Origin of the sequence: uncultured Roseibium sp. (assembly GCF_963675095.2) — a bacterium.
Lineage (GTDB): Bacteria > Pseudomonadota > Alphaproteobacteria > Rhizobiales > Stappiaceae > Roseibium.
Genome location: NZ_CAXXSJ010000004.1, coordinates 25,680 through 38,859 on the forward strand (window position 1 = coordinate 25,680; position 13,180 = coordinate 38,859).

General features: G+C 61.9%; 13 protein-coding genes and 1 tRNA gene. 10 read left to right on the plus strand and 4 right to left on the minus strand.

The genetic code is table 11. The features are described 5' to 3' along the window. Positions 1 to 11: 11 nt before the first annotated feature. The 4 genes from ABIN98_RS01810 to ABIN98_RS01825 form a co-directional block, all read right to left on the minus strand. Positions 12 to 578, minus strand: a complete 567-nt coding sequence (locus ABIN98_RS01810) for a hypothetical protein (protein WP_346906874.1) — start codon at positions 576 to 578, stop codon at positions 12 to 14. Positions 579 to 679: 101 nt separating this feature from the next. After that, complete coding sequence (locus tag ABIN98_RS01815) at positions 680 to 2,230, minus strand: glucan biosynthesis protein (protein WP_346906876.1); 1,551 nt, start codon at positions 2,228 to 2,230, stop codon at positions 680 to 682. A 333-nt stretch (positions 2,231 to 2,563) separates the two neighbouring features. Then, positions 2,564 to 2,639: transfer RNA gene (locus tag ABIN98_RS01820), tRNA-Ala, on the minus strand. 149 nt (positions 2,640 to 2,788) lie between these two features. Then, on the minus strand, positions 2,789 to 3,184 hold the full coding sequence (locus tag ABIN98_RS01825) for a TIGR02300 family protein (RefSeq protein WP_346906878.1): 396 nt from the start codon (positions 3,182 to 3,184) through the stop codon (positions 2,789 to 2,791). 218 nt (positions 3,185 to 3,402) lie between these two features. Here ABIN98_RS01825 and aroA point away from each other — a divergent pair, with 218 nt between their 5' ends. The 10 genes from aroA (at position 3,403) to ABIN98_RS01875 (ending at position 13,064) form a co-directional block, all read left to right on the plus strand. Beyond that, positions 3,403 to 4,758, plus strand: a complete 1,356-nt coding sequence (gene aroA / locus ABIN98_RS01830) for a 3-phosphoshikimate 1-carboxyvinyltransferase (protein WP_346906880.1) — start codon at positions 3,403 to 3,405, stop codon at positions 4,756 to 4,758. Continuing rightward, positions 4,755 to 5,381: a (d)CMP kinase gene (gene cmk / locus ABIN98_RS01835; protein WP_346906881.1), complete on the plus strand. Its 627-nt coding sequence runs from the start codon at positions 4,755 to 4,757 to the stop codon at positions 5,379 to 5,381. The genes aroA and cmk overlap by 4 nt, the downstream gene beginning before the upstream one ends. Before the next feature lie 291 nt (positions 5,382 to 5,672). Then, positions 5,673 to 7,382 (plus strand): 30S ribosomal protein S1, encoded by a 1,710-nt coding sequence (rpsA, locus tag ABIN98_RS01840; RefSeq protein ID WP_346906883.1) that lies wholly within the window; start codon positions 5,673 to 5,675, stop codon positions 7,380 to 7,382. A 443-nt stretch (positions 7,383 to 7,825) separates the two neighbouring features. Then, positions 7,826 to 8,953, plus strand: coding sequence for a 5-methyltetrahydropteroyltriglutamate--homocysteine S-methyltransferase (locus tag ABIN98_RS01845; RefSeq protein ID WP_346906885.1), 1,128 nt, complete (start codon positions 7,826 to 7,828; stop codon positions 8,951 to 8,953). Positions 8,954 to 9,068: 115 nt separating this feature from the next. After that, positions 9,069 to 9,470, plus strand: coding sequence for a hypothetical protein (locus ABIN98_RS01850; protein ID WP_346906887.1), 402 nt, complete (start codon positions 9,069 to 9,071; stop codon positions 9,468 to 9,470). Between the two features lie 167 nt (positions 9,471 to 9,637). Next, positions 9,638 to 10,066 carry a peptidylprolyl isomerase gene (locus ABIN98_RS01855; RefSeq protein ID WP_346906889.1) on the plus strand — a complete coding sequence of 143 codons (429 nt, stop codon included), beginning with the start codon at positions 9,638 to 9,640 and terminating at the stop codon, positions 10,064 to 10,066. A gap of 302 nt (positions 10,067 to 10,368) precedes the next feature. Further along, positions 10,369 to 11,355 (plus strand): signal peptide peptidase SppA, encoded by a 987-nt coding sequence (gene sppA, locus ABIN98_RS01860; protein WP_346906891.1) that lies wholly within the window; start codon positions 10,369 to 10,371, stop codon positions 11,353 to 11,355. An 18-nt stretch (positions 11,356 to 11,373) separates the two neighbouring features. Then, a complete protein-coding gene (ihfB, locus tag ABIN98_RS01865; protein ID WP_190292501.1) occupies positions 11,374 to 11,673 on the plus strand; it encodes an integration host factor subunit beta in 300 nt (99 codons plus the stop codon). Between the two features lie 85 nt (positions 11,674 to 11,758). Then, a complete protein-coding gene (locus ABIN98_RS01870) occupies positions 11,759 to 12,130 on the plus strand; it encodes a lipopolysaccharide assembly protein LapA domain-containing protein (RefSeq protein ID WP_346906893.1) in 372 nt (123 codons plus the stop codon). A 13-nt stretch (positions 12,131 to 12,143) separates the two neighbouring features. Continuing rightward, the gene (locus tag ABIN98_RS01875; protein WP_346906895.1) at positions 12,144 to 13,064 is read left to right on the plus strand and encodes an ornithine cyclodeaminase; all 921 of its coding nucleotides are present in this window, start codon (positions 12,144 to 12,146) and stop codon (positions 13,062 to 13,064) included. Positions 13,065 to 13,180: the final 116 nt, after the last annotated feature.

A 13,180-nucleotide genomic window follows, 5' to 3' on the forward strand; every position in this document is an offset into this window, starting at 1 on the left:
GATCCTTACCCCTACCCGTCTCCGGTCGCATCCAGCGGCGGATTGTCCGGATCGAACCGGCGGACTTCGCCCTTGCGCAGCCGGCGCCACAGGATCGGACCGATGATCAGAAGCACCGCGACCATCATCGCGAATTTCCAGGTGCCGGCCAGTCCGTCCACAAGGCCAAGCACGACTGTGCCCAGTCCGAGGATGAACAACAGGAGCACCACCAGCCAGACCACCAGCAGGGCGGTGTTTCCCGACACGAATTCGGCCTCAGGTGACGCGGCCGCCACGCGCCTCATGAGGTCGCGCAGGAACGGGACATAGCTTTCCGACCGGTCCTCGAAATTGCCGAGGCTGACGTAACTGTGCGAGCGGATCTTGATCCTGCCATGGGCGCCGGCCGAAAGCGTGCACTGATACTGCTCGCCGCCCGTATTGGCGTAGGCAATCAGCTGCACCTTGCGGATATCGGCATAGGGAACGCGAGCCTGCTTCGCCTTCCCGTCGATGACGAGGGCATCGGTGCCGAGCCTGAACGTCCGTTCCCGGTCCACCAGGCTGTTGCGCACGGTGTGGGTCAAATCGGTCATGGCATGAATTGAGCCGCGTTTTGCCGATCAAGGCAAGTGCCGCGTCATCCGCCGGTCTTCTCCGCAGTTGAACCGGATGCGCCAGGCCTGCGTCCGCAGACCTACTCGCGTCCCAGATTGTCGGCCGAAATCTGCCCGAGCCAGGTTTCGCTCAGGACATCATTGCCATGTTTGAGATAGGCCCGGGCTTCCACGGGATCCGGTCCGTCGATTTTCGCATCGAAAATCAGGCGCCAGCGGTCCGTGCCGACGACCGGCAGCACGAAGGGATTGATCGGCGTTCCCTTCGACAGCTCCACGACGGGTTCGACCGCGTCCTCTCTCGTCAGGCCGTCCAGGGATTTGCCCGTGAATTCGATCACGACCTTCAACTGATCCTTCGGACGGGGTTGCCCTGGAACCCCGCCCGGGCCGATGCGCGTTGCAAACACATGGGCGCCCGCCTGCGGCAGCGGATGCATGTCCCGCCATATCATGCGGTAGGAAAACCGCCTCTCGTCCCCGGCTTGCGGCAGGTCGTCGGGCAAAAAGTAAGCGGCGATATTGTCGTAGATCTCGTCGTCGGTGGGGATCTCCACCAATTGAACGCTGCCTTTTCCAAACGGTTCGATCGGCTCGATCCAGACAGAGGGCCGCTTGTTGTAAAACACGCCATCGTCCTCATAATTTTCAAAATCCCGATCGCGCTGTGCGAGGCCGAACCCTCTCACATCATCTGCCCGGAAAGACGACGTGCGCACGACGGACGGGTTGTTGAGGGGGCGCCATATGATCTCGCCGCTCTGGCCTATGATTGCCAGACCGTCGGTATCGTGGACTTCCGGCCGCCAGTCCCGTCCTTTCAGCCGATTGGATTCCGAGTACCAGTACATGCTTGTGAGGGGTGCAATTCCGAGCCGTTCCACCGGCTTGCGGAAAAACAGGCGGCTGTCCACGTCGATGACCTGGCCGTTGCCTTCCTCATTCTTCATATGCATCCGATAGGCGCCGGCAACGGACGGACTGTCGAGAAGCGCATAGACGATCAGACTGCCGTCCCTGGCATCGGACGGCTCGAACCAGAACTCCGTGAAACTCGGAAATTCCTCGGGTGTCGAAAGACCCGTGTTCAGGGCAAGCCCGCGTACCGATTGCCCGTACTGGCCGGACTGGCCGTCCGTCCTGAAATAGGACGCGCCGAGAAAGGACACCCAGTCCGTCTTCAGGTCCTCCCGCATGATGCGAAAGCCGGCAAAGCCGATATCGTCAGGCAGGGCCTTGGCGGGGCTGTCTGAGGGAATGTCGAAATAGTCGGGCGAATAGAGGATTTCTCTCGCTAGTCCATCCGCCACCTCATTCAGCTTGACCGGCTGTTTGAAATAGCGACCCAGGTGAAAAAACTGCAAGGGAAGCCCGGGCGCGACTTCCAGGGTCGCGGACGGTCGAAACCTGATTTTCCAATGGGCATCGTAATCGATGGCTTCCAGAGTTTTCTCCGCGCGCACGGTCCTGTCCTGGAACGGCCTGGCGGCACTGACCCGGGCCTTCTCGATCACGGTGTCAAAGCTGAATTTTTCGGGCTTTCCGAGGAGGGGTCCCGGTTCCGCGGCCTGCACGGAAGCAGGCGCCACAAGTGCCGCGAACAGCAAGGCTACGTAAACAAATCTGCTCATGACGTTTCTAGACATTCCTCCACGGCCGCGCCCTGCGGGCAAACAGACCAAGGGCGCAAACACAAAGTGCGACCCACACGGGTCAATCCGGCGGCACATGATCCCATGAATACGGCGCGTGTTTGGCAGGGCGATCGAAACTTTCGACCGCCGTATCGTAGTTTCGGCGGCGTACGTGCTCGCGGGCCAGTCAGGTAAATTCCATTCTCTCCGCTAGGACGAATGACCACGTGACCCGATTTAATCGAGCAGAGACGCACAGGCCTAATTGGAGGCTGCCTGCTGGCTATATTGCTTTTAAAGGAAAAACTCTCCCGCAGGGGAGGAAGGAGATGGTGGAGCCAAGGGGAATCGAACCCCTGACCTCTACAATGCCATTGTAGCGCTCTCCCAACTGAGCTATGGCCCCGTTTCTCCATGAGCCGGCTTGGGTTTCCGGCGTCGATGCGGGCGGAACATAGTCGCGCCGCCCGCATTGATCAAGCGGAAATTCAAAGGATTTCGATTTCGCCTTGTGGAAAAGGCCGCGAGCGAGAAAAACCCTTGAAAATCCGTATCTTAAGCTTCGCGGTCGTCTTCGCGCTCGACGCGGATGCCGGGAACAGCGTCGTCCTCCTCATCCTCGTCCTCGATGAAGACGTCGTCGTCGGAGCTGTCGTCATCGCCCAGATCGACGTCTTCTTCGTCGTCGAGATCCGGCACATCGTCATCGCCGCCCTCGGCTTCGGCATCCGCCTCTTCCAGGGTTACGATTTCCGGCGCGTCCTCTTCCTCGTCATCCTCTTCCTCCTCCGCAACGGCCGCCGCCTTGGCCGCCTTGGCGACGCGGGAGGTCATGACGATCTCGAAGATCGTGCCGCATTTCGGACAGGTGATCGGGTCCCGGTTCAGGTCGTAGTATTTCGCGCCGCAGCTTGGGCACAGCCGCTTTGTGCCAAGTTCAGGTTTTGCCACTGTGCTAACCCTTCGTATTCTTGAATTGGTGGCGCCCCATAGCTCTGTTGGGCCCCCGTGTCAAAGGCAAATCAATCCATTCGCCAGCCTCACCCATTGTTCTGCACGAGATGAGTTAAATTTCAAGGATCCCGATTCAGAGATCAGGCGGATGACGAACGCCGATCCACATGATAGGGAGATGCTCCCTAAAAAACAGCGTTTATCCGGAACCCGCAATGTCCCACGGTTCAACACCGCATCCCCTCACCGCAGGCCAGGCCGGGCCTCTTGCCGGCACGATTCGTGTTCCCGGCGACAAATCGATTTCCCATCGCGCCCTGATGTTCGGCGCGCTCGCCGTGGGCCGTACGACGGTGACGGGCCTGCTTGAGTCGGAAGACGTACTGGCGACCGCAAACGCCATGCGCGCCGTCGGCGCGACGATCGAGAAGCAGGCGGACGGCAGCTACACGGTGGACGGCATCGGCCTGGGCAGCCTGCTGGAGCCGGAAAGCGTGATCGATTTCGGCAATGCGGGCACGGGCGTGCGCCTGACCATGGGCATTCTCGGCACCCACGACATCGCCGCCACCTTCGTCGGCGACGCATCGCTGTCCAAACGGCCGATGGGCCGGGTGCTCGATCCCTTACGCGACATGGGCACCAACGTGATCGCGCGGACCGGCGACCGCCTGCCCGCCTCCATCCGGGGGGCGCGCCAGCCGCTGCCGATCACCTACCGGGTGCCGGTGCCGTCGGCCCAGGTGAAATCCGCGGTGCTTCTGGCCGGCCTCAACGCGCCGGGCGAGACCACGGTGATCGAGCCGATCGCGACCCGCGACCATACGGAAAAGATGCTGGCCGGTTTCGGCGCGGAGATTTCCGTGACCCTGAACGAGGCCGGCGAGCGGGTAATCAAGCTGAAAGGCCAGCCGGAGCTGAAGCCGCAGGATCTCGAAGTGCCGGGCGATCCCTCATCCGCCGCCTTTCCGATCGTCGCTGCCCTGATCGTCCCGGGCTCCGACGTGACGGTCGAAAACATCCTGCTCAACGAGCATCGCACCGGGCTGATCACCACGCTGATCGAAATGGGCGCGGATATTACGATCCTCAACGAGCGCAATTCGGGCGGGGAACAGGTCGGCGACATCCATGTGCGCCACTCCAAGCTCAAGGGCGTGACCGTGCCGCCGAACCGCGCGCCGTCGATGATCGACGAATATCCGGTGCTGGCCGTGGCCGCCGCTTTTGCCGCAGGCGACACGCATATGCCCGGCGTCGAAGAACTGCGCGTCAAGGAATCCGACCGTCTGGCCGCCGTGGCCCGTGGGCTGGAGGCCAACGGCATTCCCTGTATCGAGGCCGAAGACGCGCTGACCGTCACGGGCGGCGCCAAATCCATCGGCGGCGGCACGGTGGTCACCCATCTCGACCACCGTATCGCCATGTCGTTCCTGGTGCTCGGGCTGGCCAGCGACAAGCCGGTGACCGTGGACGACGGCGCGGTGATCGCCACCAGCTTCCCCACCTTCACCAGCCTGTTTGCCGATCTGGGCGCGACCATTTCCGGGTCGGAAAGCGAGGCGGCATGATTATCGCGATCGACGGACCGGCCGCATCGGGCAAGGGTACGCTCGCGCGCCGGCTTGCCAACCACTTCGGCCTGCGCCACCTGGACACCGGCCTGACCTACCGGGCGGTGGCAGCCGCCCTGCTTGCCAAGGGCTTGCCGCTTGGCGACGAGAAGATCGCGGTGGAGATGGCCCGCCATCTGGATCTCGCCAACATGGACAAGTCCGTGCTGTCGGCCCACGAGATCGGCGAGGCCGCGTCCCGCGTGGCAACGCTCGGGGCGCTGCGTGAGGAACTGGTGAAGTTGCAGCAGCGCTTTGCCGAAGCCCCTCCGGGTGCCGTTCTCGACGGCCGGGACATCGGCACGGTGGTCTGCCCGAATGCCACGGTGAAGATGTTCGTCACCGCCTCTCCCGAGGCGCGCGCGCGGCGGCGGACCGACGAGCTTCTGTCGAAGGGCGAGGTTGCCGACTACAAATCCATCCTGGCCGATCTGAAGCGGCGCGACGAACGCGACAGCCAGCGCACGGTGGCGCCGATGAAGCAGGCGGACGATGCGCACTTGCTAGATACGACAGAAATGGATATAGAGACCGCGTTCCAGGCGGCTGTGGATATCGTTACGCAGGCCTGCGACGCGTAAGCGCCCTTCATAGTCTCGGGTGTTGCGGGGTTCACCGTCAGGTGCGCCCCCTTTCGTGTTCGGTCGGTATCGCCGGGTTTTCCGGTCTTCATTACCCCGGGAACACCATTCGGCAAGGCATTACCCATGCCTTGAGACGAGACCGGATTTTCCGTCTCTCGCCCCGCCGGCCCATCCCGCGCAACAGCTTAAAGGGATGGCAGGACGTGAAATCGCGTCCCGGGGGTCTGAGGATCCGGAGTGCAACACAAACCCGCCGGCGGCCTGCCAGGAATGGCATCAGGAGTTTCAATGTCTGAACTTAATCCCTCCACCGAGGATTTTGCGGCTCTTCTCGAAGAGTCCTTCACCCATAACGACATGTACGAAGGTGCGGTCGTCAAGGGTATCGTTGTCGCAATCGAAAAAGACCTCGCCGTCATCGACGTCGGCCTGAAGGTCGAAGGCCGCGTGCCGCTGAAGGAATTCGGCGCCAAGGGCCGCGACGGCGAAATGAAAGTCGGCGACGAAGTCGAGGTTTATCTTGAGCGCGTCGAAAATGCGCTCGGCGAAGCCGTTCTGTCGCGCGAAAAAGCGCGCCGCGAAGAAAGCTGGGTTCGCCTGGAAGTCGCCTTCGAAGCGAACGAAAAGGTTACCGGCCAGATCTTCAACCAGGTCAAGGGCGGCTTCACCGTCGATCTGGATGGCGCCGTGGCCTTCCTGCCGCGTTCCCAGGTCGATATCCGTCCGGTGCGCGACGTGACCCCGCTGATGCACACCCCGCAGCCGTTCCAGATCCTGAAGATGGACAAGCGCCGCGGCAACATCGTGGTCTCCCGCCGTGTCGTTCTGGAAGAAACCCGCGCCGAACAGCGTTCGGAACTGGTCCAGAGCCTGGAAGAAGGCCAGACCGTGGAAGGCGTGGTCAAGAACATCACCGATTATGGTGCGTTCGTGGACCTCGGCGGAATCGACGGCCTGCTGCACGTCACCGACATCGCGTGGCGCCGCATCAACCATCCGTCGGAAGTTCTGTCCATCGGCCAGACCGTCAAGGTGCAGATCATCCGTGTCAACCAGGACACGCATCGCATCAGCCTTGGCATGAAGCAGCTTGAAACCGATCCGTGGGACGGCATCGAAGCCAAGTACCCGCTCGGCGCCAAGTTCACCGGCCGCGTGACCAACATCACCGACTACGGCGCATTCGTCGAACTGGAGCCGGGCATCGAAGGCCTGATCCACGTGTCGGAAATGTCCTGGACCAAGAAGAACGTCCATCCGGGCAAGATCGTTTCCACCTCTCAGGAAGTGGAAGTGATGATCCTGGAAGTCGACCCGGTCAAGCGCCGGATCTCGCTCGGCCTCAAGCAGTGCCTGCAGAATCCGTGGGAAGCTTTCGCAGAGCAGTTCCCGGTCAACACCGAGGTCGAAGGCGAAGTCAAGAACAAGACCGAGTTCGGTCTGTTCATCGGCCTCGAAGGCGATGTCGACGGCATGGTGCACCTGTCCGACCTGGACTGGAACCGTCCGGGCGAGCAGGTCATCGAAGAGTACAAGAAGGGCGACATGGTCAAGGCCGTGGTGCTCGATGTGGACGTCGAGAAAGAGCGTATCTCTCTCGGCATCAAGCAGGTTGGCGGCGATCCGATGGACTCAGCTGCTGCCGGCGAGATCCGCAAGAATGCGGTCGTCACCTGTGAAGTCATCGAGATCAAGGACGGCGGTCTGGAAGTCAAGATCGCAGACAGCGACCTGACGGCCTTCATCCGCCGCGCGGACCTGTCCCGTGACCGCGCCGAACAGCGTCCGGAACGGTTCGCCGTCGGCGACAAGTTCGACGCTCGCATCACCCAGTTCGACAAGAAGACCCGCCGCGTTTCCGCGTCCATCAAGGCGCTGGAAATCGCAGAAGAGAAGGAAGCTGTCGCTCAGTACGGCTCCTCCGCTAGCGGCGCGTCCCTCGGCGACATCCTGGGTGCCGCCCTCAAGAAGGCCGGCGACGACGGCGACGAGGAATAAGACCGGCCCAGCCGATCTTTACACCGACATGGAAAAGCCCGGCGGCAACGCCGGGCTTTTTTTACGTTCTGACGAAGTCTGATCTGGCTTCGTCACCACCCCTTGTTCCCCTCTCCCCCCTTGAGGGGGAGATGTCACCCAAGGTGACAGAGGGGGGTAACGACAGCCGCGGCATACTCAGGCGCGGAATAATGCCGAGAAGCCGAACACCCCCCTCTGTCCTCTGACGCGGACATCTCCCCCTCAAGGGGGGAGACGGGTGCAAGCGGCATGGCTAATGCTCACCCTGCCTCTCGGGGGAGGGGCGAAGGGTGCAAGCCGCACGGCAATTTGGCGCATCGGCGGGCGGGTGGCCTTTACGCCGCCGCTCCGCCGCGATAGGAAAGGCGCCGAGATGTATACATGGTGGCTGTACCCGTCAGCCGCGGCAATGGAGGAAATACATGACCAAGCCTGTCACCGGAGCCCCGTACCGTGCCGATCACGTCGGCAGCCTGCTGCGCTCCGACGCCGTCAAGGCGGCCCGCAAGGGATTCTTCGAAGACAAGACCGTGACGGCCGAGGAACTGAAGGCTGCCGAGGATGCGGCCATCGTCGACGTCATCAAGATGCAGGAAGAAGTCGGCCTCAAGGCGGTCACTGACGGCGAGATCCGCCGCTCCTTCTGGCACTATGACTTCATGGGCGGCCTGACCGGTCTCGACCTGGAAGAGCGCGACGAAGGCGTCCAGTTCGCCGGCGTCAAGCTGCGCCCGATCTTCCCGACGATCACCTCCAAGCTCGACTTCCCGGACGACCATCCGATGATCGAGCACTACAAGTTCGTTGCCGAAAACACCAAGGTCCAGCCGAAGATCTCGATCCCCGGTCCGTCCTGCTGCCATTTCCGTACCGATCCGAAGGACATCGCACCGGCGGAATACAAGGACCTCGACGTCCTGTTCGCCGACCTGGCCGCGACCTACGCCAAGGCGGTCAAGGCGTTTTACGCCGCCGGCTGCCGCTACCTGCAGATGGACGACATCTTCTTCGCCTACCTGTGCGATCCCAAGCACCGCGCCGCCAAGCAGGAACTCGGCCAGGATCCGGACATGCTGATCGAAAAGTATGCCTGGACCATGAACGAGGCGATCAAGGACCGCCCGGCGGACATGAAGATCGGCATGCACCTGTGCCGCGGCAACTTCGTCTCCACCCACGCGGCCGAAGGCGCCTATGATCTCGCCGCCGATGCGATCTTCAACAAGACCGGCATCGACATCTACTTCATGGAATACGACACGGACCGCGCCGGGTCTCTGGAGCCGCTGCGCCTGCTGCCGAAGGGCGACAAGCGCGTGCTGCCGGGCTTCATCACCACCAAGACGCCGGAACTGGAAAGCCTCGACGACCTGAAGAAGAAGTTCGAGGAAGCCTCCAAGTACTGCGACATCAACCAGCTTGGCATCGCGCCGCAGTGCGGCTTCTCCTCCACGGAAGAAGGCAACAAGGTCACCATGGACGACCAGCGCCGCAAGCTGGAGCTCGTGGTCCAGACCGCCGAAGCCATCTGGGGCGGCGTCGACAAGTAAGCTGGTCCGTTTCACGGCCATCGACAAGGGCGGTCTAACGGGCCGCCCTTTTTCGTTTTCCCGTTCCGCTTCGATCCGCTTAGATTGCCGCCACCACAGGACAGTCCGGACAGCCATGACACCTGCCACACTCAGCATTTGCGATATCGACGCCGTGGTCCGCCGGGAAGCCGCCGAAGCGGCGAAGAAACCGGAAGACGCCTGGTACTGGGGCCCGGTCGGCAGCCAGCAGGCCCATGCGGTTCACTGCGCGATCGGGATCATCCGGCAGCATATGGATGAAAACGGCATGATCGCGCTGGAACCGTGCCTGGAGGCACTGAGACAACAGCGCCAGGCCTTCATGGACGGCAGCTACGACACCGACGGATACGCGGCCGCGACCATCCGGGAGATCCTTCAGCCGTTCGAGGCCTGCGCTGACGGCGCCGGCGGCTCCGGAAAATCGCGGCTGCGCAACCTCTTGCGCAGACGACGCGCCCGGCGCGTCCTGGCCTCCCCGCCCTGGGCAGATTAGTACCTGAGGCGATGCCGCGCGCCGGAGACATGTGGACCGCCCCGGCCACCTTTGACATTTCGCCCACAGGCGCTACGCTTGCAGGGCGCCAAGAGAACCTGCGCTACACGCGTGGCCTCGCACACTCACCGTCCCCAAAAATCCCAGACAGAATTGAGAGACACGCGATGACCGAAGTCAAAGCGGGCGATACCGTATCCATTCACTACAAGGGCACGCTGGCAGACGGTTCCGTTTTCGACAGTTCCGAAGGCCGGGATCCGCTGCAGTTCACCGTCGGCACCGGCCAGATCATTCCCGGCCTCGACAGCGCCATTCCGGGCATGAAGGTCGGCGACGAGAAAACCGTTCTCGTTCCCGCCGACAAGGCCTACGGACCGGTCCAGCCCCAGGCCCGCCAGCCGGTGCCGCGCGACCAGTTCCCGCCGGACATTCCCCTGGAGGTCGGCCGGCAGCTGCAGGTTCAGACCCAGGACGGCCAGACCCTGCAGGTGGTCATCGCCGAGATCGGCGACGAAGACGTCATTCTGGATGCAAACCACCCGCTTGCCGGCAAGGACCTGACCTTCGCGATCTCGCTGGTCGCCATCGGCTAGAACTATCGAAAGCGCGCGCCGGCCATTGGGAGTTCGCGACCGTTGGCCGGTGCGACTGCACCTTTATTTCAACTTGATCACGGAAACGTGAAGACTTCCGCCGGAGCGCTGCCAAGGGTGGAACGAAAGATCGCATAATGCCGCTCTAGGCATTTGCCCGCACAAGTGCGAGAATGCGAACAAGCAATACCAATGCGGGAACTTTCGCTAAAACATTCGCAAATAATTGCATTTCCGGCTGCCTTGATCCTATCTAAGGAGCCAGACCCACATTCAATCCGGATAGGGACGATCAATCAGACATGAGCCTTGATGCAGACGCCTTGGTGGACCGCAGACGGATGCGACGCAAATTGACCTTCTGGCGTGGTGCTGTCTTCCTCCTGATCGCACTCGTCGTCATCGCCGGCATCGCCTACGCGGCCGGATTTGCGGGTATCAGCAAGCGCTCCGCCCATATTGCGCGCTTGTCCATCGATGGGGTGATCCTGGAAAACCGGGACCAGTTGAAGCTGATCGAGAAGATCTCCAAGTCGGCGGCGGTCAAGGGCGTAATCCTTTCGATCAATTCCCCAGGCGGCTCCACCACCGGCGGCGAAGCCCTTTACGGCGCCTTGCGCAAACTGTCGGAAAAGAAGCCGTTGGTCGCGGAAATCCGCACTGTTGGCGCCTCCGCCGGTTACATGATCGCCCTGTCGGCGGACCACGTCGTCGCCCGCTACAACTCGATTACCGGATCGATCGGCGTCCTGTTCCAGTTCGGCAACATCGCCAAGCTGATGGAAACTGTCGGCGTCCAGATGGAAGCGGTCAAAAGCGCACCGCTGAAGGCCGAACCGGATTTCTATTCTCCGACGTCTCCGGAAGCCCGCGCCATGCTGAAAACGCTGGTGATGGACTCCTACGACTGGTTCGTGAAGCTCGTGGCAGAACGTCGCGGCTTGAGCGAGGAAGAGGCCCGCAGCCGGGCCGACGGTCAAATCTACAGCGGGCACAATGCTCTGAATCTCAAGCTGATCGACGCCATCGGCGGCGAAGATGCGGCGATCTCCTGGCTCGAGACCGAGCGGTCCGTGGAAAAGGACCTTCCGGTGATCAACTGGAGCGTGGATGAGGACAAGGACGGATTGTCGCTGGCCAACAGTATGAGCCAGGGCCTGGGCGAAGGCTTCGCAAAAGGTCTGACCGGCAGTCTTGGAGCCGCTAAAGGGCTGATTCCGCGAGGGCTTACGCTTGACGGTCTTGTATCGGTTTGGCAGGCTCCTGAGGCGGCAGACGAAAATCCATAATTCGAGGGGGCGCGGCCAATGATAAAATCAGAACTGGTTCAACATATCGCGGAACAAAATCCACATCTCTACCAGCGCGATGTCGAGAATATCGTCAATGCCATTCTGGACGAGATTACCGAGGCCCTGATGCGTGGAGACCGGGTGGAGCTGCGCGGCTTCGGCGCCTTCTCCGTCAAGAACCGGCCGGCCCGGGTCGGCCGAAACCCCAGGACCGGACAGAAGGTGGAAGTCGACGAAAAATTCGTCCCCTTCTTCAAGACCGGCAAGGAAATGCGTGTACGCCTGAACGACGGTGTGGACCACGGCGACGACTAAGGGCTAAACAGGAGTGTATCCGCATCGTCGGTTTTCCGGCTGCGGTTACACCGTCCCTGCATGAAAACGGCTTCAGGAGGCCCCTGTGACCCGGTTTATCAAGAACATCATTCTTCTGGCCATTGCCGTGGTGCTTGTTCCCCTGTCTGTCGCCAACCGGCACACGGTTTCCCTGTCACTCAATCCGTTCGATCCGCAGGATCCCCGTCTCACCATTCCGGACATTCCCCTTTTCTGGGTGATTTTCGCCAGCCTGGGCGTGGGCATCCTTGTCGGCGGCCTCGGCGCCTGGGCCAAGCAGGGACGCTGGCGCAAGGAAGCGCGTGTCAAACGCCGCGAAGCCGACAAGTGGCACCGGGAAGCCGATCAGCTGCGCGAGCAGACCGAAGCCATGACGCCCGCTGCGGCGTCCTCGGCACCGAAGCTTTCCGGCCCCGACAGCAGGCACGCCGCCTGACCGCGCCCGTTTCATGCGTATCCTTTCCAGCGACGAGATCGACAGCGCTCTTGCCTTTCCGGAGCTGATCGAAACCCTGTTGCGCGCCTACCGGTCCCGGATTGTCGTTCCGCAACCTGCGGATTTCGCTATCGAACGCCCCCATGAGACCGCCGGAATTCTCAAGGCCATCCCGGCCTGGTCCAATTTCGCGGCACAGGGCCACACCGACCGGGGCTACATCGGCTGCGGGATCACGCTTGATCTTCCCCAGTCGGACGATGCGCCCGATCTCGGGTCCTCACAGTCCGGTTCCGCCCTCTATCTGCTCCTGTCCGGCACAACCGGTCATCCGATCGCCCTTCTCGACGGCGTGCGCCTTGCCGTCTGGCGGCGCTGTGCCCTGCATGCCCTGGCCACGCGCTATCTGGCGCGGGAGGATACCAGCCGTCTTCTGGTCATCGGTGCCGACCCGATGCTGCCGAGCCTGATCGCTGCCTATGCGGCGGTTCGCAATATCCGTTCCGTTCTGCTGACGTCCGGTGCGGAAACCTTCCTCGACAGGCTTAAGGCCCATGCCAATCTGAAACGCATCACCTTCGGGGCGACGGACGACCTGGCCGGTGCGGTTGCCGGAGCCGACATGATCTGCTGCGTGTCCCGCTCGCCTATCGACTTGCCTGGAGCATCGCTTTCGCCCGGCGTGCACATCGATGTTCTCGAACCCGATATCCGCCTCGACGGAGACACACTGTCCCAGGTGCGGATCTTTGTCGGAGACCGGAACGAGACCGGGATACTCGCCGGCACGGAAATCGCAGCGGACCTGCGCGAACTGGCAAAGGGGGAGAAAGCCGGGCGGCGGTTTTACGGCCAGATGACCCATTTCCACCCGGGGGGATCTTCCGGGCTGGCGGATCTCGCGGTTGCCGGACACGTTTTCTTGAGAAGCTGATCCCTTCCAGAAACGGTTTATCTTCCCCATATGACGCCACGAACGAGAAGGAAAAACGTCACCGTATCTGAATGAAAGGAACAGACAGTGCTCAGGACACTGGTCTACGCGGCAGG